Raw genomic sequence first — 22,052 nt, forward strand, 5'->3', positions numbered from 1 at the left:
TATTATTAACTAATTATGAAGGTTTACAGGTAAAATTTCATTATATATGCGCAAGAACCTTGGTAAGTGTCAATAAAGTCCATAACCGCTTTTTGGATTGCTGTTTGTTTGCTCCTATCCAAAATCAAAACAAACAGGCCTGACACACCTTTGCCGCAGGAAGGAAGCAAGTTCCAAAAGTAACGCATCCTGTTTGCTGTTAGGGTGTCAGGCCCGATAGGTCAAGCTTAAGTGTTCAATTATTTTACTTCAGATGAATTATCATATGATAATTTACCAGAATAGATTTCTTCAAGGGCACGACCGACTGATTTGTGAGAAACTGGTTTAGCAATCATGCAGTTATCTTTAATTTGCATTTCTCTAGCACGCTTGGCTGCCACAGATACAAGTGAGTATTTTGAATCGATTTTCAGTAATAATGAATCAATAGATGGATATAACATAGTTTATTCCGCCTCCAACATTTTTTTATAAAGAACAGCAACTCTTTCCCGACGGCAATGTTCGGCAATTACAATTGCATTAATTCTAGCACAAGCAGCATCTACATGGTCATTTTCAACGACGTAATCATACAGATCCATAAGCTCTATTTCCTCTTTAGCCACCTTCATGCGCCCTTTGATCGCTTCCTCCGTCTCGGTACCACGGGTTACGATCCGACTTTCAAGTTCACTCAAGCTTGGCGGGGCAAGGAAAATGAATAGGCCTTCAGGAAACTTTTCCCGAACCTGCCTAGCTCCTTGTACTTCGATTTCAAGAAAAACATCTTTTCCGGAATCAATCGTTTCTCGGACATAATCAACAGGTGTTCCATAATAATTGCCGACGAACTCCGCATATTCCAGGAGCTTTCCTTCTTCAATCAACGCTTCGAAATCCTCACGCTTTTTAAAGAAATAATCTACCCCATCCACCTCACCTTGCCGTGGAAGTCGTGTCGTCATAGAAATTGAATACTCGAATGCCGTACCCGGCTGAGAAAAGATTGCCTTTCTTACGGTACCCTTACCCACACCTGATGGGCCGGACAAAACAATTAATAAACCTTTTTCTCTCATAATCTTTCAGTTACCCCTCTTCTACGCTATCATCTCGATCTTGAAGCCTTGCTGCAACCGTTTCCGGTTGAACGGCGGATAAGATGACATGGTCGCTGTCTGTAATAATAACGGCCCTTGTTCTTCTGCCGTATGTAGCATCTATTAATGATCCGCGATCACGGGCATCCTGGATAATCCTTTTTATTGGAGCAGATTCAGGACTTACAATGGATACGATCCGATTTGCGGAAACGATATTACCAAAACCAATATTAATGAGCTTAATTGACATTTTTGTCCCCCATTCATATTCTATTGTCGCCTTGACAGGGTTATCATAAACCGATTATTCGATATTTTGAACCTGTTCCTTCAATTTTTCAAGCAGGCTTTTCATTTCAACCACTTCTTTTGTAATGGCTGAGTCATTTGCCTTTGAACCGATCGTATTGACTTCCCTGTTCATCTCTTGAACGAGAAAATCTAATTTCCTCCCAATCGGTTGGCCTTGCTTAAGGGTATCCGAAAACTGTTGCACATGGCTATCGAGCCTAGTCAATTCTTCATTTATATCACATTTATCCGCAAATATGGCCGCCTCTGTGACAATGCGACTATCTTCAATCATGCCATCAGTCAACTCGGAAAGCTTTATTGTCAGTCGATCCTTATATTGCTTTACAACAGAAGGCGCATAGGTTTTAACCCCCGCTACAATCTCAGCAAACTTCTTTAACTGACTTTGCAAATCACTGGCCAGCCCCTGTCCTTCCTGAACACGCATTTGTTTCAGGTTTTCTAGGGCACCCTTTACTGATTCCATAAGCAACTTTTCCAAATCACTAGGAACGGTCGCTACTTCTTCCATCAAGAAAACCGATTCGAGTTGCAGTATATCTTGAAGCGAAATGGAACCGCCAAGGTTATATTTCCCCTTCACTGCATCCATCAGGCTTACATATTGATCTGCAAGATTCCAATCGATATCAACATTTTTAGAAACCAGGCTTTTCCCTTCGACCGTTATGAAGAGTTCCACCCGTCCCCTTCTTATGTATTCACTCGCCATTTTTTTCACTTTTTCTTCCAGAACCAACAGCTGGCGCGGCATTCGAATCGTATATTCGCAGAAACGATGGTTGACGGTCTTGATTTCTGCAAAGACCTTGACCTGTTCGTTTTGTGATTCTCCTCTTCCATAGCCCGTCATACTGGTAACCATGTCTCCACTTCCAATCAAACATAATGTAGTAACTTGGTATGTTCATTCAATCTATATCAGCTTTTTCACGTCATGATCAGTATAAATAAAAGGTTCTAAAAATAAAAAGGTAATAGAGAAAGACTCTATCACCTAAAAGATTATATCATATTTTATTGTGCTTTTCTTGCTAAAAAGGTTCCCGCCAGTAAAAAAGTTGGGATTGATGACATTCCTACCACTAATAGCCAATCCCTGCCCGAAATCGGAACGGTGTGAAAGATTGCCTGTAGCGGCTGTACATACATGACAGCAAGCATCAACAACAGGGAAGAGAGCACTGCTCCCACTAAATACAGATTGCCAAACGGATTTCTTGAGAAAATGGACTTTTCACTCCGACAGTCAAAAACATGGATCAACTGGGCAAGTACAAGGGTCGCAAATGCGATGGTCTGTGCATATGCAAGATTATCAGGATTCGCACGATATACCACATAAAAGGCAATTAACGTCGAGATCCCAATTAAAAAACCACGTGAGAGGATTTTCCAGCCTAGTCCCCTCCCAAAAACCCCTTCATTAGCATTTCTCGGATTCCTTTTCATCACATCTTCTTCAGGATCATCGAGACCCAAAGCCATCGCCGGGAGTCCGTCCGTCACCAAGTTGACGAATAGGATTTGAATGGGAATCAATGGTAAAGGTAAGGCACAAAGCATGGCGAAAAACATGACAAGAATTTCACCAACATTCGATGCCAACAAATACCGGATAAACTTCCGAATGTTTTCATAGATGTTCCTTCCTTCTTTAATAGCCGATTTAATCGTGGCGAAATTATCATCGACCAAAATCAAGGAAGAAGCCTCCTTTGCGACGTCTGTACCCGTGATGCCCATTGATATACCGATATCGGCCGACTTTATTGCCGGAGCGTCATTGACGCCATCCCCCGTCATCGCAACAACATGTCCTTTATTCTGTAAAGCCTTCACGATTTTCAACTTATGTTCCGGGGAAACACGGGCGAACACAGACACTCCTTCAACGATTTCTTCGAGCTCGTCAACTTCCATCGCCGATAATTGATGACCTTCGAGTACACGGTCTTTCCCTCTTAAAATACCAAGATCTTTAGCAATAGCCCTGGCTGTTATAACATGGTCGCCCGTTATCATGACCGTTTTAATTCCCGCATCCCGGCATTCCTTCACTGCTTGTTTCACTTCAGGACGAGGTGGGTCTATCATGCCCTGCAGCCCCATGAAGGTCAAATTCCGTTCGGCCTCTGTCTCATGGAGTAAAATGGTTCCCTTTGATAGTGGTTTGTAACCCACTGCAATCATCCGAAGTGCACTAGATGCAAGCTCATTCATTTTCAGTTGAACCCGTTCCTTGTTTTCCCGATTTAGCGGGTCCGTTCTACCGTCCACTAAAATCGTATCACTCTGGGCTAGCAAAACATCCGGTGCCCCTTTTACTACGACAAAATGGTTTTCTTTATCATCCTTGACTACAACACTCATCATCTTCCTTTCAGAATCGAATGGAAACTCCTTCACGATCGTGAACTGTTTGGACAAATGCTCCCTCGTCAAACCCGCCTTCATCGCCGCTACTACCATCGCTCCTTCTGTCGGATCTCCGTCAAGGACATATCCTTTTCCTCTCTCATTTACCTCGGCTTTGTTGCAAAGAATCCCAAATGTCACCATTTGGAGGAGAGCCTTTTCATTTTTTGGAGCGACCGAAACTCCTCCTGAAGAAAACTCCCCAGTCGGCTGATATCCTGTCCCACTTACATCCCATGTCTTCCCGCCACTCCAAATTTTCGTAACCGTCATTTTATTCTGGGTCAATGTTCCAGTTTTATCGGAACATATCACCGTGGCACATCCAAGCGTTTCAACCGCAGGCAACTTCCTGACAATGGCCTTTTGTTTAATCATCCGTTGAACGCCAAGAGACAAGGCTACTGTCACAATGGCAGGCAAGCCTTCCGGGATGGCCGCAACAGCCAAGGAAACACCGGCTAAAAACATGGTATAAAGATCATGCCCTTGAAGGACACCCGTTAATACGACGACTCCAGTTAAGATCAACGCGGTAATGATTAAGATTTTTCCCAATTGTTCCAATCGTCGTTGTAGTGGCGTTTCCTTGGTTTCTGCTGTTTGAAGAAGGTCCGCTATCTTTCCCATTGCTGTGTTCATTCCTGTCGCGACAACAATTCCAATACCATTTCCTCTAGTGACCATCGTTCCCATGAACGCCATATTTTCCTGATCCCCGATGCTTTCCGCCTCGCCCATTAATGGATCGGAGCATTTCACGGCTGGAATGGACTCGCCAGTTAGAGCTGATTCTTCAATTTCAAGGCTGGAATGGTCGACGATCCGTAAATCTGCCCCTATTCGGTCCCCGCTTGCAAATTTCAAGATATCCCCTACTACCACTTCCCTTGAAGGGATCTTCAGCCATTGCCCGTTCCTTAATGCCTGAACCTGTGGGGCTGTCATTTCCTTTAAGGCATCCAATGATTTTTCAGCCTTACGTTCTTGAAAAAACCCAAGTACCCCATTTAAAAAAACAATGGCAATGATGGCAATCGCATCGATATATTCACCCAAGATGCCAGAGACCAAGGTTGCCGCAAGCAAGACAATGACCATAAAATCTTTAAATTGAGCGAAGAACAGTAAAATGGCAGATTGCTTTTCCCCTTCTTTCAGTTCATTGAATCCTTGCTTGTTCAGCCTGTCCTTTACTTCTTTCTCATTCAAACCAGCTTTCACGTCCGTTTGAAGCGCCTTCTCCATTTCTTGCTTATTCATTTCCTTGAACTCCATCGAGTATCACACATCCCTTTGAATAGAATGAAATAGGCCCCAGTATACATGCTCAAAACAGGCACTTAGCGTTGCTCACCCTCATCCGCCTGCATACTAAACTACATAAAACAACTGCTCTTCTTCCATGATTATTCAGACTCGTCCAAAAAAATGCTATAATTAATCTGAAATTGCACAAACGGATTATCCGACCTACCGATGGATTAATGAATGTCAGGAATAGACTCATTCCCATGTTTATTCCAGTAATATAGGCAACCATTTTAAAACGGCTATTGAAAGAGCCTTATAGAAAATCTTATGTAAAGGAAGTAAAATGAATGTCATTCGATGGATTATTCACGAAAGCGATAACGGAAGAAATCGCTTCTTTATTAAAAGGCGGGCGCATCAATAAAGTGCATCAGCCCTATAAAAACGAAATCATACTGGTGGTTCGGGCTGGAGGTAAAAATCAAAAGCTACTATTATCTGCACACCCGAGCTATTCAAGGGTACAGCTGACAGAAGAAAGCTATGAAAATCCGAAAGAGGCACCAATGTTCTGCATGCTGCTCAGGAAGCATCTGGAAGGATATACAATCGAGGACATCTATCAACATGAGCTAGATCGGATGATCATCCTCGAAGTGAAAGGTAGAAATGAACTGGGCGATGTTTCCCAGAAACAGCTAATCATCGAAATTATGGGTCGTCACAGCAATATCATCTTAGTTGATAAAGAGCGGAATATGATTTTAGACAGCATCAAACATGTATCACACGCTGTGAACAGCCACCGGGCGATATTACCTGGCCAGGAATACATTCTCCCCCCAGAACAGGAGAAGCAAAATCCATTTGACTCCACTGACGATGATATAAGGAAATCGCTGGACTTTAATGCTGGAAAGCTTGACCGTCAGCTAGTAGCCCATTTCTCAGGAGTTTCACCCCTAGCGGCTAAAGAGGCCGTTTACCGTGCTGGTTTGGCGAACAGTTCGACACTTCCACCTGCTTTCTCTAGCCTCATAAAAGAGATTGCAGATCGAGAGTATGTCCCGACCATCAAACAAGATGGCAGTAAAGAAGTTTTCTATATGCTTTCTCTGAATCACCTGACGGGTAAAGAAAGGTCATTTCCATCCTTAAGCGAGATGCTTGACCGCTATTACTTCGGGAAAGCCGAACGGGACCGGGTCAAGCAAAAGGGCCAGGATATAGAACGCTTCATTACGAATGAAATAGAAAAAAACTCAAAAAAAATCGGAAAATTGGAACGTACGCTAAAGGAAACGGAACGCGGGGAACAATACCAACTGTTCGGTGAATTGCTGACAGCCAACTTATATCAAATGAAAAAAGGCATGAAGGAAATCGAGGTCATCAATTATTACAATGAAGATCAAGAGACTGTCGTTATCCCGCTTAATCCATTAAAAAACCCATCTGATAATGCACAGAAGTACTTTTCAAAGTATCAAAAGTCCAAAAATGCGGTCGTTGTCGTCCAAGAGCAAATCGAAAAAGCCCAACTGGAATTGGCTTACTTTGAAGCCTTGCATCAGCAATTGCAGTCTGCCTCACCAAAAGATATCGAGGAAATACGCGAAGAACTACAAGAAGAAGGCTACATCCGCCAGAAAAAGAAAAAGGGCATGAAAAAACCTGCCAATGCCAAACCGCAGCTTGAGACTTATTACAGTAGTGATGGAGACCTCATATTTGTCGGGAAAAATAATAAGCAAAATGATTACTTGACGAATAAATTTGCCCGTCGTGATGAAATCTGGCTTCATACGAAGGATATTCCCGGCTCACATGTCGTGATTCGGAATGAATCACCAAGTGAAAATACGATAAAGGAAGCTGCCGCTTTAGCTGCATTCTTCAGCAAAGCCAAGCAATCAAGCTCGGTGCCTGTCGATTTCACCCAAGTTCGCCATGTGAAGAAACCAAATGGATCGAAACCTGGGTTTGTCATCTATGAACAACAGCAAACCGTTTATGTTACCCCTGATGCCGATACGGTCATTTCTTTAAAAGAAGCGACACACGTAAAAGGATAAGTATTAATAAAAACAATACCCTGTGAACTGCACCCCGCTTGTTAGACATGACCTAACAAGCGGGGTGCAGTTTTTATTTTGGTTGAAGCATCATCTTAGAGATGGTAAAAGTGAAGAATATACTAATAGAAATCGTAAAGAGAAGGGCCCTTTTGATCTCATGAAAAAACGATGCCTTGAATGTCACCAGGTCGAAAGTCTTGTTAAATAGTAAAACAAAAAAATAAATACATATTTTAGAAATCGAGATGGAATAAATACCTATTCAAAGATCTATGCTTCTCTAGTCCATCATTTGTAAAGCACTGAAGGTTTGATTTTTTCAACCAAATCCGTAAAAACTATGGTAATATAGTTCCTGTTGTAAAAGGGAGGAATTATTTCAATGAAAAAAATATGGAGTATGAGTCTTTTGTTGGTGGTTTTACTATTGACTGCCTGTTCAGGTGAGGAACAAACTGTTTCAACTGAGAAAGGTTCTTCTACCAATACAAAAGCTGAACAAAAAGATAAAAAAGAAGCGAAAGTAGAAATAATGCAAGAAACATTCGATGCTTGGAAAGATTCTATTGATTCTGTTTGGGTGAACTATTCTGCCGAAGTGAAAAATACTGGAAATGCCCCTGCTTCGTTAAGTGATATCCAAATTAATTTTGAAGGGGAAGACGGAAGCGTCCTTGGTACGGCCAGTATGATAACGGCTACACCTGATGTCATCATGCCAGGTGAAACGGCGTATATTGGTGAATCCACTATTTTAGATTCTGTGAAAGACCCTAAATTGGTCAATAAAGCGTATTCTAATATAGATTTCGATACAACAGATGAGGAACCAGCCTATTTAAAAACGGAAAATGTTAAGTTGAACGCTTTGAGCGGTGATTTTTCAGATAATCCTTATTCTGTCACAGGGAATGTGATAAATGACGGGGATGAAAAAGCGGATGACATTCGTTTGGCATCTGGTTTATATGATGGAGAAGGGAAATTGGTAGGCGTATTGAATGGTTCATTAGATATTGGGTTGAATGCAGGTGGAAAAACGGCATTCGAACTGAACTATCCAGAACTTCCAGCTACCGTCAAAGGAAAAGCGAAAGAAGTAAAAACTGTTGCTTACAGTTGGAAGTGGTAATTTAATAGTATAAAAAAGGCTATTTTATTAAAAAAGTGATAACTAGAATGTTTCCACATGAAACAAACTTTGGTACACCGCTTGTATTAGTGGTGTGCTTTTTTATGTTAATACGAACCCTGATCACCCCCTTTTACTTCCACCATAGCCAAAACTGTAATGGCATAGTATATGTGTCATGGGGGTACGGTACCAAAAAAGTATAAAACAGCACCCCATATTCAGTAGAGAATACGTGGTGCTGTTTAAGCGTACCTATCAAACATCAACCCATTAGCTCTATTTATGCAGAAATCCAGGCGGAGTCTTCGGGATTTTCACGCCATTTTTTTAGCTTTTCCAGTTCCCCTGCAGTAATATAGCCTTTTTCATTAGCCACTTTAATCAATGAGGAATAATCACTTAAGGAGTAGTTCGTAATGTTTTCAGCAGTAAACTTTTCTTTTCCCTTTTCTAATTCGTATGTAAAGATGGAAACGACCCCAAGGACCTCGCATCCTGCTTTTCTAAGAGCGTCTACTGCCGTGATGACGCTACCGCCTGTAGATATTAAATCTTCAACGACAACCACTTTTTGACCTGACAAAGCACGCCCCTCAATTTGATTGCCCTTTCCGTGTTCCTTCGCTTTCGAGCGGACATAACACATCGGCAAATCCATTCTATCACTCACCCAAGCGGCATGCGGTATTCCAGCCGTGGCGGTGCCAGCGATTAGCTCAGTATCCGGGAAGTTCTGTTCAATCAACTTTTTCAATCCCTCGGCGATTTCATTCCGAACCGCTGGATAGGAAAGGGTTAAACGATTATCGCAATAAATGGGTGACTTGATTCCAGATGCCCACGTGAATGGTTCATTTGGCTGTAGGAATACCGCTTTGATTTCTAAAAGTCGTTCTGCAATTAATTGGTTTAACATCGAATTCCCTCCCAAGATGCCTTCATGTCTAAATATGTTTGTAATGGATCTTTTGCAGATGTGATTGCTCTACCTACCACGATTGCATCGGACCCTATGAGCCTTGCCTGCTCAGGAGTGGCTATTCTGTGTTGATCATGTGTTGGTCCACCTGCATTACGGATGCCTGGCGTGACCGTCATAAATTGGTCGCTGATATGTTCATGGATCCTTCTAACTTCATGCGTCGAGCAGACAACACCATCAAGGCCGGCCTGGCCTGAGAGCTTTGCATAGTGCAGTACTGCATCTTCAAGTGTTCCGTTGATGTTTTGTTCGAGATTCATTTGTTCCTGTGACGTACTTGTCAGTTGGGTCACCCCTATGCATAATGGGCGTTTTTTTCCGGTAGCCGTTCCACTATCAAGGCCTTCAAGTGCCGCTTCCATCATTCTGCTTCCGCCGGCCGCATGGACATTCACCATATCCACATTCAATGTAGCAAGCCCCCTCATTGCCATTTTGACCGTATTAGGGATATCATGAAGCTTCAAATCCAGAAAAATATCATGCCCTTGTTCTTTTACAAATGAAATGATTCCCGGTCCGTTCTGATAAAACAACTCCATCCCGACTTTAACTGCTAGTTTCTCCGAATGAAAATGTTGTAAAAATTGCTTCGTTTGAATCAGGCTAGGAAAATCAAGCGCGATTATTAACGATTGCTTCATTCTGCTTCCAACTCCTTCCGGTACATTGCGAAATATGCTCAAATCCTAACTCATCCAACAATTTGGGCAATTCTTCAATAATCGTCGGGCACACAAAGGGATCCACAAAGTTTGCTGTTCCCACCGCAACTGCGCTTGCACCTGCATAGAAAAATTCAATGACATCCTCCGCAGAAGAGATGCCGCCCATACCAATGATTGGAATCGAAACTTGCTGACTCACTTCATAAATCATCCTAAGTGCGACTGGTTTAATGGCAGGACCAGACAATCCACCAGTCTTGTTTGAAAGGATCGGCTGACCCGTTTTTAAATCCAACCGCATGCCGACTAGCGTATTGATCATTGTCAGACCGTCGGCCCCTCCCTCTTCAACCGCTTTGGCCATGGCTACAATATCGCTGACATTGGGAGAAAGCTTCACATAAACAGGGACCGAGGAAACTTCCTTTACTGCCTTAGTTACTTCCTTTGCAACTTCGGGAATCGTCCCAAAAGTGATGCCGCCTTCTTTCACATTCGGGCAGGAGATATTCAATTCAAGTGCCACGACATTCTCTGCCTTGCTTATGTCCCGGGCAACTTTCACATAATCGGCTATATGGGATCCGGCAATGTTTGCGATGATCGGCACATCATATTTATCGAGCCACGCCAATTCTTCATTGATGACTTTATCCAGACCCGGGTTTTGCAATCCGATTGCATTCAGCATCCCTGAGGAGGTTTCAGCGACACGCGGTGTCGGATTGCCAAAACGAGGCTCTGGTGTGGTCGCTTTAATCATGATGGCTCCCAATATATCCAAATCAAAGAACTGGCTGTATTCACGCCCGAATCCAAAACAGCCCGAAGCTGGCATGACCGGATTTTTTAAGTGTAAACCGGGTAGTTCTACCGATAATCTGCTCATAGTACCACCTCTCCTGAACGAAATACGGGTCCGTCACTGCATACCTTCTTATAACTAAAGCCTTCCGGATCGTCTGCAGTGTGACATACGCAGGCAAAACAAGCACCGATGCCACACCCCATCCTTTCCTCTAGCGATAGATAAAGCTTCTTGTCGCTATACCCCGCTTCCAACGCCTTCAACATCGGCGTTGGCCCGCAGGAAAAGACCGTTTCAAATTCCACACCCAGCTTCTCGATTACCGTCGTAACGAATCCTTTTGTCCCATATGATCCATCCACCGTTGCAATATATGTATCTCCTAATTCACTAAACTCTTCTTCATAAAAAACGGCGGCCATCGTTTGGAAACCAAGCACATGAATAACCCGAACGCCTCTGGCAACCAGCATTTTTGAGAGCTGGAACAGGGGAGGGACGCCTATCCCCCCACCGACCAACAATGCAATCTCTCCAGCTTTCGCTTCATCAACCGGAAAGCCGTTGCCAAGTGGGCCGAGAATATCTACCCCTTCCATCTGCTTTCGCTGGGACAATAATGTTGTTCCCTTCCCTTCAGCCCGGTAAATCATCGTGAATTCCTTTTTGCTTTTATTGTAAGAAGAAATCGAAATCGGGCGTCTTAGCAGCGGCTCGGTACCTTCCGTCGGTTTAATTTGGACAAATTGCCCCGGCTGCTTCATTTCAGAAACTAACTCACCTTGTAGGGTTAGCTCAAAGATAGATGGAGCCAGCTCTTTATGTGTCAACACCTTCATTGTTTCCTTCTTGATCATGTATAGCTCACCTCACGACTTTTTTTCGTCTTTCCCATGGCTTCCGTCGAGAATGTCATGGATTCGATCACTCTTAAAATGGCTTCTGCTGTATCCAATGATGTCAAGCAGGTAACTCCATTTTCAACCGATTCACGTCGAATCCTGAACCCATCCCGCTCCGGTTGCTTCCCTTTTGTCAATGTATTGATGACGAACTGGGCTTCGCCATGACGGATGACATCCAACAGATTCCTGCCTTCTTCTCCGATTTTTCCTACGACAGCAGTTGGGATGCCCGACTCTTCCAGCATATTCGCCGTTCCACTTGTGGCAATTAGCTTGAAGCCGATGTTATGGAAGCGTCTGGCTAATTGAAGTGCTTCCTGCTTATCTTTATCCGATATGGTTAACAAGACCGTTCCATGGCTTTGTATGGTGAAGCCGGAAGCGACAAGTCCTTTGTATAGGGCCTTTTCAAGTGTGCTATCTTTCCCCATGACTTCCCCAGTCGATTTCATTTCAGGCCCGAGTGATATGTCCACTCCTCTCAATTTAGCAAAAGAGAAGACAGGCACTTTTACATAGACCCCGGTTTGTTCGGGAACCATTCCTGACTGATACCCATGACTTTCAAGGCTTTGTCCCAGAATCACCTTTGTTGCGAGGTTCGCCATGGGTACATTTGTGATTTTACTTAAGAATGGAACCGTACGACTTGAACGTGGATTCACTTCTATGACATACACTTCGTCATTACTGATGACATATTGGATGTTCAGCAAACCAATGATTTTCAATCCTTTTGCCAATCTGGTGGTGTAATCGATGATCACTTCTTTTTGCTTATCCGTCAGGCTTTGGGGCGGATAGACGGCAATCGAATCGCCCGAGTGAACCCCTGCCCGTTCGATGTGTTCCATGATTCCAGGAATGACCACGGTCTTGCCATCCGAAATGCCGTCGACCTCCACTTCTTTACCCGTTAGATACCGATCGATCAGTACCGGGTGTTCCGGATTGATTTTCACCGCATTTTTCATGTAATGAAGCAACTCTTCTTGTTTGTAGACAATTTCCATCGCCCTTCCTCCGAGTACATAGGAAGGCCTTACTAAAACCGGGTATCCGATATCTTCAGCAATGATGATCGCTTCTTCGACGGACGTGGCCGTTTTCCCTTTAGGCTGTGGAATGCCCATTTCTTGGAGAGCGGTTTCGAATTTGTTTCGATTCTCCGCACGGTCCAGGTCTTCTAAAGAGGTACCGAGTATTTTTACACCCCGATGAACTAACCCCTCTGCAAGATTGATGGCGGTCTGCCCGCCAAATTGAACGATGACCCCTTCTGGTTTCTCCAAGTCGATGACATGCATCACATCTTCAAGTGTCAACGGCTCGAAGTAAAGCTTATCGGAAATACTGAAATCTGTTGATACCGTTTCAGGATTATTATTGATGATGATTGCTTCATAGCCCGCTTCCTTAATGGCCCACACGGAATGTACGGTCGCATAGTCGAATTCAACACCTTGACCAATTCGGATTGGACCAGACCCCAGTACGATGACGCTTTTTTTATCCGTTACCACCGATTCGTTTTCCTCTTCATACGTTCCGTAAAAATACGGCGTTTCTGATTCGAATTCTGCGGCACACGTATCAACCATTTTATAGACTGGTATGATTCCATGCTGTTTTCGATATTCATATACATTGATTTCAGCGACTTCCCAGATTTCCGAAATGGTTTTGTCGGAAAAGCCAAGCTCTTTAGCCTTCTGCAGGACTTCCGTGTCATAAATATGAGTACGTAACTCTTGTTCAAAGTCGATGATTTTCTTCAGTTTATGAAGGAAGAATAAATCGATTTGACTCCATTCGTGAATGGTTTCTATCGTTTTTCCTCTTCTTAATGCCTCACCGATATAGAATAACCGTTCATCTCCCGCTTTCCGGATTCTTTTTTCAATTAATTCATCATTGAAATTCTCACTCAACTCGAGGTGATATACCCCGGCTTCAAGGGAACGAACAGCTTTAAGTATCGATTCCTCGAATGTTCGGCCAATCGCCATGACTTCTCCAGTTGCCTTCATTTGCGTGCCGAGTCTACGGTTGGCACTTTCAAATTTATCGAACGGCCACCGAGGGATTTTCGTGACGACATAATCTAGCGCCGGTTCGAAGCTGGCATACGTTTTGCCCGTAACCGGGTTCATCATTTCATCTAGCGTCAAACCGACTGCAATCTTAGCCGCAAGTTTGGCTATCGGGTATCCTGTCGCTTTCGATGCGAGTGCCGATGAACGGCTTACCCGTGGATTGACTTCAATCACATAGTATTGGTAGCTATCTGGGTCAAGGGCCAGCTGAACATTACAACCACCCTCGATTTTCAAGGCACGAATGATTTTCAATGAAGTGTTCCTAAGCATTTGGTACTCTCGGTCACTTAGCGTTTGACTTGGTGCCGCAACAATCGAATCACCTGTATGTACACCGACTGGATCGAAGTTCTCCATATTACATACGACTATCGCATTATCATTGGAGTCTCGCATCACTTCATATTCCACTTCTTTAAAGCCGGCAATGCTTTTCTCAAGAAGGCATTGATGGACAGGGCTGCTTTTCAAGCCGCCTTCAACAATCTCAATCAATTGCTCTTCGTCTTCACAGATCCCGCCTCCTGTTCCCCCCAATGTGAACGCGGGGCGAACGATGACTGGATAGCCGACTCGTTCCACGAACGCATAGGCCTCATCTAAATTATGTATAATGTCGCTATCCGGAACCGGCTCATCGAGTTCATTCATTAACGTGCGGAACAAATCCCTATCTTCCGCTTGTTGGATGGCAGAAAGTTTCGTGCCCAGAATCTGGACGTTGCATTCTTCCAATATCCCTGCATTGGCCAATTCTACGGCCATATTCAATCCCGTCTGTCCGCCCAAAGTCGGAAGCAAGGCATCCGGACGCTCTTTGCGGATGATTTTACTAACAAATTCCAGGGTGATCGGTTCGATATAAACCGCATCAGCCATTTCACTGTCGGTCATGATCGTCGCGGGGTTTGAGTTGATCAGAATTACCCGGTAGCCCTCTTCTTTTAATGCGATGCATGCTTGAGTTCCTGCATAATCGAACTCAGCGGCCTGGCCGATTACGATTGGACCAGAACCAATAACTAAGATGCTTTTTATATCTGTGCGTTTTGGCATGTTTCTTCCCCCTTTGTAGTGGCAACTTCAATGTTCCGTAAAAATTCATCGAAAAGATAATTGGCGTCTTCCGGTCCTGGTGACGCCTCCGGATGGTACTGAACCGTAAAGGCCGGGTAATGTTTATGGCGTAAACCTTCGATGGTATCATCATTCAAGGCAGTATGTGTAACGGTAAGGTCGGTATGTTCGATTGAATCCGTTTCGACTGTGTAACCGTGATTTTGCGAAGTAATGGACACTTTTCCCGTACGAAGATCCTTTACTGGATGGTTGGATCCGCGATGACCGAATTTTAGTTTGTCTGTATCTGCCCCGTTTGCAAGCGCGAACAGCTGATGGCCCAGGCAAATTCCGAATAGTGGGACTTCTTTCTGGATTGTCCGAATCATTTCTAACGTTTCCCGAACGCTTTTTGGGTCTCCAGGTCCATTGGACAGCATCACTCCATCCGGATGATAGTTCATGATCTCCTGTGCCGTGATGTTATAAGGAACGACCACGACGTCACACCCACGTTTCGTCAACTCTCGTAAAATACCATGCTTCATTCCGTAGTCGACTAGAACCACTCGCGGTCCCCTACCTGGACTTGAGTAGGCCGTTTTAGTAGATACCTGTTTCACTTGAGTGGTCGGGAGTACCGTTGCTTTAAGCTGGGCAATAACCTCATCGGCCTTCTTATTCATATTACAGAGCGCCCCTTTAAGAGCACCTGTCTTTCTGATGATCCTTGTCAGCTTTCTCGTGTCAATCCCGGAGATTCCAGGGATATTCTTCATTTTCAAATAGTCATCAAGTGATAATTGGTTGCGCCAGTTAGAAGGAAATTCTGCAGTTTCCTTCACGACGAATCCCGCTATGGCTGGATTGATCGATTCAAAATCGTCTCGGTTGATTCCATAGTTCCCAATTAGCGGATATGTCAAAGTAACAATTTGACCACAATAAGATGGATCAGATAAAATTTCTTGATAGCCTGTCATCCCTGTGTTAAATACGACTTCCCCGATTTTCTCCACGTCTCCACCGAATGCTTCGCCAATGAAAACCGTACCATCTTCTAAAATAAGCTGTCTTTTCATCCCTGAACACGTCCTTTTTCCCAAGCTAACTTTCCTTCTGAAATCGTCATGACCGGCCACCCCTGACATTTCTTGTCATGGAAAGGTGTATTTTTTCCCTTTGAAGCGAATTCTTCTTTATTGATCGCCTGTTCTGCATTCAAATCGATTAACGTGATATCCGCCACAGCTCCTTCTTTTAGCTGGCCGAATGGAAGCGAGAAGCAATCAGCTGGTTTGATGGTCAGGAAGTCTACCAACTGTTTCAGAGTGATGATTTCTTTTTTGACCAATTCCGTATAAAGCAGCGGGAAGGCCGTTTCTAGACCTACAATTCCGAATGGAGCAAGCTGCATGCTTTGCTCTTTTTCCTCAACGCTATGAGGGGCATGGTCTGTTGCGATGAAATCGATGGTTCCATCAAGCAAGCCTTCGATTAAAGCATCACGATCTTCGCGTCCCCTTAAAGGAGGGTTCATTTTATAATTCGTATCAAGCCCTGGTATATCATCTTCTGAAAGTAATAGATGATGTGGGGTCACTTCCGCAGTGACTTTGATACCGGCACGTTTAGCGTCCCTTACGGTTCTTACCGATTCTTTCGTTGATATATGGCAGACGTGGTAATGGCAGCCTGCCGCTTCCGCAAGCAATATGTCACGGGCAATATGTACAGCTTCGCATACAGAAGGAATTCCATTGATTCCATTTTCTTTGGAGAATCTCCCCTCATGAACGGAGCCTTTATTGATTAAGCTATTATCTTCACAATGGGCGACCACAGCCATATCAATGGCAGCTGCCCGCTTCATCGCTTCAAGCATCATTCCTGCCTCTTGAATGCCAACACCATCATCCGTAAAGGCGAATGCCCCTGTCTTCTTCAGTGCTGAAAAATCAGTCAGCTCCTTGCCAGCTTCTCTAATCGTGATCGAAGCATAGGGCAACACGCGAACATGTGCCGTTTCTTCAATTTTTTTATTCAACGCCCCAAGGTGCTCCACAGTATCAGGTACAGGTCTTGTATTGGGCATGGCTGCTACTGTCGTAAAGCCACCTCTGGCCGCCGCCAAGGTTCCCGTTTCAATGGTTTCTTTATGTTCTCCCCCCGGCTCACGTAAATGTACATGAAGATCTATGAATCCTGCTGTAACAAGCAGCCCATCAGCATCTACTACTTTACTATCTTCCGTAGCCAGGTTCTCCCCTATTTTCGTGATGAACCTTCCCTCTATTTCTATATCTGCTTTCTTGAATTGATTTTGATTATCTAGCAATACTCCATTTTTGATGACAGTTTTCATGAGTGTTTCCTCCCTTATTTTTTTCAAGCACATTTTTTAACACAGCCATTCTGATAAAAACGCCATTTTGCATTTGTTTGAAGATTCTTGAGCGGCTGCATTCGACCAAATCACTGTCAATCTCAACTCCGCGGTTAATGGGGGCTGGATGCATGATGATGGCACATGGTTTCATCGTTTTTTCACGAATCTTATTCAAGCCAAACCTTTTCAAATACTCCCCATTTCCCACGTCATATTTATCACTATGCCTTTCATGTTGGATTCGGAGCAACATGACCACATCCGCTGTCGCTACAGCTTGATCGATATCTTCGTATTTCGCCAATCCATTGTTTACGTCAAACCATTCGGGAGGACCTGAGAATACAACTTCTGCACCTAGGCGGGTGAGTGCGTCTGCATTGGATTTAGCCACACGGCTATGCCTCACATCTCCAATAATCGAAATTTTCAGACCTTTAAAACTAGTAAACTCTTGCTTTATCGTCAATAAATCGAGCAGAGACTGTGTCGGATGATTTCCGCAACCATCACCCGCATTGATGATGGGGATATGTAATTTGCCTCTCAACTCATCAAAGTAGTTGTCCTGCTCATGACGGATGATGAGGGCTTTGACTCCAATCGATTCAAATGTTTTCGCTGTGTCGTATAAGGTTTCTCCTTTTAACACGGATGATGTCCCCGCATCAAAAGGAATGACCTCAAGTCCTAATTTCCTTTCAGCCATTTCAAAACTTGATTTGGTTCGCGTGCTTGGCTCAAAGAACAGATTGGCGACCATCGTCTGCTGCATAGGCATCCAGTTCGTTCCATTGGCAAACCCCTCTGCCTCGTATAAGATCGTTTCGATTTCAGTTAAAGATAGCTCATTCATCGTCAATAATTTTTTCATCATTCCTGCTCCTTTCACAATCTTTTTTTGTGATGCGGGGCATAAAAAAAGCCCCGTCATTTAAGGACAGGGTGAAGGTCATAAAGACTTGGAGTAATCGGGAAATTCCCCATTCCTTTCCTCTTCCGTCTTTACTGCAACACCCTTCTAAGTCTCTCTGGACTTCTTTTAAAAGGTGATTTATTTAATGTTTATTTTTCAAAGATGTTTCCGGTCACTTTTTCTCTGTCCGGCAATACCAAGTTAAGTACAATCCCCACTATTGCTGATAGCGCCATTCCGGATAAAGAAACATTTGCGGATAATTGTACGAATGCTCCACCAATCCCAATTACTAAGATGACCGAAGCAATCATCAAATTACGTTTTTTATCAAAATCCACTTTATTATCAATCAACATCCTTAAACCGCTTGAAGCGATGATACCAAAGAGAAGAATGGAAATCCCCCCCATGACGGCCGTTGGTATTGATCCGATCACCGCTGAAATCTTCCCGTTGAAACCGAAGATCATAGCAGTCAAAGCCGCACCACCGATGATGTAGACGCTAAATGCCTTTGTCATCGTCAGGACCCCGATATTTTCTCCATACGATGTAAGTGGCGGTCCCCCGATAATGGAACCGATCATGATGCCTGCGCCGTCACCAAGGATGGATCGATGTAAACCCGGCTTTTCCAAAAAGTTTCTACCTACCACTTTACTTAATACCATTTGGTGTCCGATATGTTCAGATAAGGTGACGATGGCGACCGGGACCATGATGGCGATGACTTCCCATGAAAAGGTGGGTGTATAGGTTATTCCAGGAATCATGAATTCCGGCATTTCCCACCATTTTGCCGTTTCAATCGGTCCATAATCGATAATGCCTGCAATTGCCGAACAGCCATATCCGACTATGATCCCCATCAATATTGGAATCAGGTTAAGGAAGCCTTTAAAAAACACGTTACAGATAATCGTAGCTGCCAAGGTGATGAGTGCTATGATGATGTAAGTAACGCTGTACTTGTCTTGCGGATCATACATGGCCATGTCAACTGCTGTCCCAGCGAGGCTCAGCCCGATTACTATGATGACGGGACCGACGACCACCGGTGGCAATAGAACCATCAACCAGCGTAAACCGACTTTATGAATGACCAACGCCACTATTCCATATATGAGTCCTGCTACAAAACAGCCGATCATGGCCGCTTCCGGTCCACCAAGTGACTTGGCCGCGATTATGGGTGCTATGAAAGCAAATGATGAACCAAGATAAGCAGGGATTTGGCCTCTCGTAATTAATAAGTATGATAATGTCCCTACCCCACTGGAAACCAATGCTACTGCAGGGCTCAGACCGACCAGGAATGGCACTAGCACCGTTGAACCAAACATCGCAAACAGGTGCTGGATGCTTAATGTCACCCATTGACCAAACCTTGGTACGTCTTCCACGTCGAGGATGATGTCTTTTCTTTCGTCTTCCATTTCTTTTCCCCCTATGAACATTGCATCTAAGCCACAAAAAAAACCCTCTTTGCAGCATATACAAAGAGGGTTTCACGGATGGGCCTGCCCTATACCAGTCAGGCTAAGGTCCCTTTCCATTTCACTCCCTTTGCCGGCCTCTCTGGACCGTTTTTAAAAGGGCAATATTTAATTTATCATTTCGCTAGTATGGTGACTTGATCGAGCTCGTCAACTTCCGTTAAAGTGACCGTAATCTTCTCGGATTGTGAAGTTGGAATATTTTTACCGACATAATCGGCACGGATTGGAAGTTCCCTATGGCCTCTATCAACTAATACAGCAAGTTGAATTTGCGAAGGTCTTCCCATATCCACCAAAGCATCCATAGCAGCTCTTACCGTTCTTCCCGTAAATAGTACATCGTCCACTAAGATGATTTTCTTATCAGTTATTGGGACCGGAATGTCCGAGCCTTTTACAACCGGTTCACCATCGTTCGTCTTTTTCGATAAATCATCACGATAAAGCGTTATGTCTAATTCACCTAATTGAATTACTTTATTTTCTATTTCACCGATGCGCTTGGCAAGTCGATCAGCAAGGAAGATCCCCCGGGTCCTAATCCCGATTAAGACACAATCCTCAATCCCTTTATTCTTTTCAATAATCTCATGTGCAATTCTCGTCAAGGCTCTGCTGATGGCCTTTTCATCGAGCACGATTGCTTTCTCATTCAAATGGACCACCTCAATTTCTTTTGAACTGTGAGAGCTCTCCTTCAACAAAAAATCCTCACACCAAGAAGGTGTGAGGATTTTCCTACAAAAGGGTATATGTTCCCCTTTTGCTATCCGTTTCCTTCTCAGTCTCTCTGGACTGTGTTAAAGGTTCTCATTAAGTTAATATAATACTATCTCATAAAAATGGTCTTGTCAAATACTACTTCTACGAAGTTGTTCGATTAGCTCCGTAAATTCTTTAGGAGCTGGCGCTTCAAACTCCATATATTCATTCGTCCGTGGATGAACAAAACCAAGAAGACCTGCGTGTAACGCTTGTCCGTCCAATTTCAACGTCTTTTTAGGACCATATTTAGGATCTCCCGCAAGAGGGAATCCGATATATTTCATATGAACACGGATTTGATGGGTCCGTCCTGTTTCAAGCTGACACTCTACTAATGTAAACGCGGTGAAACGTTCAACCACACGGAAATGAGTTACCGCATTTTTAGAGTTTGAATCCGTAACCGTCATGCTCTGACGGTCTTTTTTATCCCGGCCTATCGGGGCATCAACCGTTCCGAAATCATGGGGAATCACTCCATGGACCACAGCTTGATACTTACGGGTTACTGTTTTATCAACAAGTTGCTGAACAAGTTTCTCGTGTGCCATGTCATTTTTCGCAACCATCAATAAACCTGATGTATCCTTATCAATACGGTGGACAATACCTGGACGCATAACGCCATTGATTCCAGAAAGATCCTTACAATGGGCCATCAACCCATTAACAAGAGTACCTGTTACATGCCCCGGTGCAGGGTGGACAACCATTCCACTCGGTTTATTGACAACCAGTACGTCTTCATCTTCGTAATAGATATCCAAATCCATTTCTTCTGCGACTGCATCCAATTCCACAAGTTCCGGAATCAGCACTTCAATTTCGTCACCTATGCTACATTTATAATTGGACTTAATGGCAGCCCCGTTCACTAACACATGATCATCTTTGATCCATTGTGCAACTTGAGTGCGTGACCATTCCTCATTTAAAGTAGATAGAGCCTTGTCAATCCTTGTACCTTTTAGTGTTTCGTCGATGCTGTATAGCTTTTTATCCATTATCTTTCTCCTTAGCGTTTTTTTCTTCCAAGAACATGTGAATCACGAGCAGCACGACACCAATCGAAAGGGCGGCATCGGCAATATTAAATACCGGGAAACTATAGCTGAAAATATAAGTATGGACAAAGTCGACTACTTCCTGGCGAGCAACACGGTCAATGAAGTTTCCTATTGCCCCACCTAGCATAAGACCTAGGGAAACTCCAAGCAGACGGCTGTTCTTCGCCATTTTCTGAATATAATAGACGACTCCAATAATGACAGCGATGGTGATGATGTAGAAAAACCACATTTGACCTTGTAGAATTCCCCATGCTGCCCCACGGTTACGATGCGAGGTAATATATAGAAGGTTTTCAATAATTTCAATGCTTTCTCCGTACTCCATTTTTTTCACAATCATCCATTTTGTCAGCTGATCGAAAGCTATGACCAAAAGGGCAATTAAGTAATAAAACACATTTCTTCCCCCAAACTAATCAAATCTTCACTTTTGAATTGTAGCATAAACTAGAAATAATGACTAATACCAAAAGCATTACATCTGGCAGTTGGTCAAGAATATTAGAATAGAAAGGAACTTTATTCCGGTCTTTATTCAAATACGCTCTCATTTCAAATAAAAAACCGGCTCCCATATTAACTGGGAACCGGTCGTTCTAAT

19 protein-coding genes are annotated in these 22,052 nt (G+C 43.7%); 2 read left to right on the forward strand and 17 right to left on the reverse strand.

The genetic code is table 11. The features are described from left to right. Positions 1-239: 239 nt before the first annotated feature. From rpoZ to ACQKL0_RS04520, 5 genes are all read right to left on the reverse strand, one after another. Positions 240-446 carry a DNA-directed RNA polymerase subunit omega gene (rpoZ, locus tag ACQKL0_RS04500; RefSeq protein ID WP_402868232.1) on the reverse strand — a complete coding sequence of 69 codons (207 nt, stop codon included), beginning with the start codon at positions 444-446 and terminating at the stop codon, positions 240-242. 3 nt (positions 447-449) lie between these two features. Continuing rightward, complete coding sequence (gene gmk / locus ACQKL0_RS04505; protein ID WP_402868230.1) at positions 450-1,064, reverse strand: guanylate kinase; 615 nt, start codon at positions 1,062-1,064, stop codon at positions 450-452. 10 nt (positions 1,065-1,074) lie between these two features. Next, positions 1,075-1,338 carry an extracellular matrix/biofilm regulator RemA gene (gene remA / locus ACQKL0_RS04510; protein ID WP_034313813.1) on the reverse strand — a complete coding sequence of 88 codons (264 nt, stop codon included), beginning with the start codon at positions 1,336-1,338 and terminating at the stop codon, positions 1,075-1,077. A gap of 54 nt (positions 1,339-1,392) precedes the next feature. Beyond that, positions 1,393-2,268, reverse strand: coding sequence for a YicC/YloC family endoribonuclease (locus ACQKL0_RS04515; RefSeq protein WP_427686422.1), 876 nt, complete (start codon positions 2,266-2,268; stop codon positions 1,393-1,395). Between the two features lie 152 nt (positions 2,269-2,420). Next, positions 2,421-5,099, reverse strand: a complete 2,679-nt coding sequence (locus ACQKL0_RS04520; RefSeq protein ID WP_427686424.1) for a calcium-translocating P-type ATPase, SERCA-type — start codon at positions 5,097-5,099, stop codon at positions 2,421-2,423. A 323-nt stretch (positions 5,100-5,422) separates the two neighbouring features. Between ACQKL0_RS04520 and ACQKL0_RS04525 the strand changes: the two genes are divergently transcribed. Next, positions 5,423-7,150, forward strand: a complete 1,728-nt coding sequence (locus ACQKL0_RS04525) for an Rqc2 family fibronectin-binding protein (protein ID WP_427591080.1) — start codon at positions 5,423-5,425, stop codon at positions 7,148-7,150. A gap of 385 nt (positions 7,151-7,535) precedes the next feature. After that, the gene (locus tag ACQKL0_RS04530; protein WP_427686426.1) at positions 7,536-8,285 is read left to right on the forward strand and encodes an FxLYD domain-containing protein; all 750 of its coding nucleotides are present in this window, start codon (positions 7,536-7,538) and stop codon (positions 8,283-8,285) included. Positions 8,286-8,568: 283 nt separating this feature from the next. On the opposite strand, the gene pyrE is transcribed toward ACQKL0_RS04530, so the two are convergent. From pyrE to lspA, 12 genes are all read right to left on the reverse strand, one after another. After that, the gene (gene pyrE / locus ACQKL0_RS04535) at positions 8,569-9,204 is read right to left on the reverse strand and encodes an orotate phosphoribosyltransferase (RefSeq protein WP_427686428.1); all 636 of its coding nucleotides are present in this window, start codon (positions 9,202-9,204) and stop codon (positions 8,569-8,571) included. After that, positions 9,198-9,914, reverse strand: coding sequence for an orotidine-5'-phosphate decarboxylase (gene pyrF / locus ACQKL0_RS04540; protein WP_407407297.1), 717 nt, complete (start codon positions 9,912-9,914; stop codon positions 9,198-9,200). Before pyrF ends, pyrE begins: the two co-directional genes overlap by 7 nt. Beyond that, a complete protein-coding gene (locus tag ACQKL0_RS04545) occupies positions 9,886-10,827 on the reverse strand; it encodes a dihydroorotate dehydrogenase (protein WP_427686431.1) in 942 nt (313 codons plus the stop codon). Before ACQKL0_RS04545 ends, pyrF begins: the two co-directional genes overlap by 29 nt. Further along, complete coding sequence (locus ACQKL0_RS04550) at positions 10,824-11,603, reverse strand: dihydroorotate dehydrogenase electron transfer subunit (protein ID WP_427686433.1); 780 nt, start codon at positions 11,601-11,603, stop codon at positions 10,824-10,826. Before ACQKL0_RS04550 ends, ACQKL0_RS04545 begins: the two co-directional genes overlap by 4 nt. After that, positions 11,600-14,806, reverse strand: coding sequence for a carbamoyl-phosphate synthase large subunit (carB, locus tag ACQKL0_RS04555; protein WP_403080025.1), 3,207 nt, complete (start codon positions 14,804-14,806; stop codon positions 11,600-11,602). The genes ACQKL0_RS04550 and carB overlap by 4 nt, the downstream gene beginning before the upstream one ends. Beyond that, positions 14,785-15,891 carry a carbamoyl phosphate synthase small subunit gene (locus ACQKL0_RS04560; RefSeq protein ID WP_402868214.1) on the reverse strand — a complete coding sequence of 369 codons (1,107 nt, stop codon included), beginning with the start codon at positions 15,889-15,891 and terminating at the stop codon, positions 14,785-14,787. Before ACQKL0_RS04560 ends, carB begins: the two co-directional genes overlap by 22 nt. Beyond that, a complete protein-coding gene (locus tag ACQKL0_RS04565; RefSeq protein WP_427686436.1) occupies positions 15,888-17,174 on the reverse strand; it encodes a dihydroorotase in 1,287 nt (428 codons plus the stop codon). The genes ACQKL0_RS04560 and ACQKL0_RS04565 overlap by 4 nt, the downstream gene beginning before the upstream one ends. Further along, complete coding sequence (locus tag ACQKL0_RS04570; RefSeq protein WP_427686438.1) at positions 17,137-18,072, reverse strand: aspartate carbamoyltransferase catalytic subunit; 936 nt, start codon at positions 18,070-18,072, stop codon at positions 17,137-17,139. The genes ACQKL0_RS04565 and ACQKL0_RS04570 overlap by 38 nt, the downstream gene beginning before the upstream one ends. 191 nt (positions 18,073-18,263) lie before the next feature. Then, positions 18,264-19,574, reverse strand: coding sequence for a solute carrier family 23 protein (locus tag ACQKL0_RS04575; RefSeq protein WP_402868208.1), 1,311 nt, complete (start codon positions 19,572-19,574; stop codon positions 18,264-18,266). A gap of 155 nt (positions 19,575-19,729) precedes the next feature. Then, positions 19,730-20,272, reverse strand: coding sequence for a bifunctional pyr operon transcriptional regulator/uracil phosphoribosyltransferase PyrR (gene pyrR / locus ACQKL0_RS04580; protein ID WP_402868570.1), 543 nt, complete (start codon positions 20,270-20,272; stop codon positions 19,730-19,732). Positions 20,273-20,467: 195 nt separating this feature from the next. Continuing rightward, positions 20,468-21,385 carry an RluA family pseudouridine synthase gene (locus ACQKL0_RS04585; RefSeq protein ID WP_402868207.1) on the reverse strand — a complete coding sequence of 306 codons (918 nt, stop codon included), beginning with the start codon at positions 21,383-21,385 and terminating at the stop codon, positions 20,468-20,470. Then, the gene (gene lspA / locus ACQKL0_RS04590; protein WP_402868205.1) at positions 21,378-21,848 is read right to left on the reverse strand and encodes a signal peptidase II; all 471 of its coding nucleotides are present in this window, start codon (positions 21,846-21,848) and stop codon (positions 21,378-21,380) included. Before lspA ends, ACQKL0_RS04585 begins: the two co-directional genes overlap by 8 nt. Positions 21,849-22,052 lie beyond the last annotated feature (204 nt).

It is taken from the genome of Peribacillus sp. NPDC097264 (assembly GCF_050277925.1).
Taxonomy (GTDB): Bacteria; Bacillota; Bacilli; order Bacillales; family DSM-1321; genus Peribacillus.

Coding starts and splice junctions, on each gene's coding strand:
- rpoZ (WP_402868232.1), bottom strand. CDS start 446: ATGTTATATCCATCTATTGATTCATTATTACTGAAAATCGATTCAAAA.
- gmk (WP_402868230.1), bottom strand. CDS start 1,064: ATGAGAGAAAAAGGTTTATTAATTGTTTTGTCCGGCCCATCAGGTGTG.
- remA (WP_034313813.1), bottom strand. CDS start 1,338: ATGTCAATTAAGCTCATTAATATTGGTTTTGGTAATATCGTTTCCGCA.
- ACQKL0_RS04515 (WP_427686422.1), bottom strand. CDS start 2,268: ATGGTTACCAGTATGACGGGCTATGGAAGAGGAGAATCACAAAACGAA.
- ACQKL0_RS04520 (WP_427686424.1), bottom strand. CDS start 5,099: ATGGAGTTCAAGGAAATGAATAAGCAAGAAATGGAGAAGGCGCTTCAA.
- ACQKL0_RS04525 (WP_427591080.1), top strand. CDS start 5,423: ATGTCATTCGATGGATTATTCACGAAAGCGATAACGGAAGAAATCGCT.
- ACQKL0_RS04530 (WP_427686426.1), top strand. CDS start 7,536: ATGAAAAAAATATGGAGTATGAGTCTTTTGTTGGTGGTTTTACTATTG.
- pyrE (WP_427686428.1), bottom strand. CDS start 9,204: ATGTTAAACCAATTAATTGCAGAACGACTTTTAGAAATCAAAGCGGTA.
- pyrF (WP_407407297.1), bottom strand. CDS start 9,914: ATGAAGCAATCGTTAATAATCGCGCTTGATTTTCCTAGCCTGATTCAA.
- ACQKL0_RS04545 (WP_427686431.1), bottom strand. CDS start 10,827: ATGAGCAGATTATCGGTAGAACTACCCGGTTTACACTTAAAAAATCCG.
- ACQKL0_RS04550 (WP_427686433.1), bottom strand. CDS start 11,603: ATGATCAAGAAGGAAACAATGAAGGTGTTGACACATAAAGAGCTGGCT.
- carB (WP_403080025.1), bottom strand. CDS start 14,806: ATGCCAAAACGCACAGATATAAAAAGCATCTTAGTTATTGGTTCTGGT.
- ACQKL0_RS04560 (WP_402868214.1), bottom strand. CDS start 15,891: ATGAAAAGACAGCTTATTTTAGAAGATGGTACGGTTTTCATTGGCGAA.
- ACQKL0_RS04565 (WP_427686436.1), bottom strand. CDS start 17,174: ATGAAAACTGTCATCAAAAATGGAGTATTGCTAGATAATCAAAATCAA.
- ACQKL0_RS04570 (WP_427686438.1), bottom strand. CDS start 18,072: ATGAAAAAATTATTGACGATGAATGAGCTATCTTTAACTGAAATCGAA.
- ACQKL0_RS04575 (WP_402868208.1), bottom strand. CDS start 19,574: ATGTTCATAGGGGGAAAAGAAATGGAAGACGAAAGAAAAGACATCATC.
- ACQKL0_RS04585 (WP_402868207.1), bottom strand. CDS start 21,385: ATGGATAAAAAGCTATACAGCATCGACGAAACACTAAAAGGTACAAGG.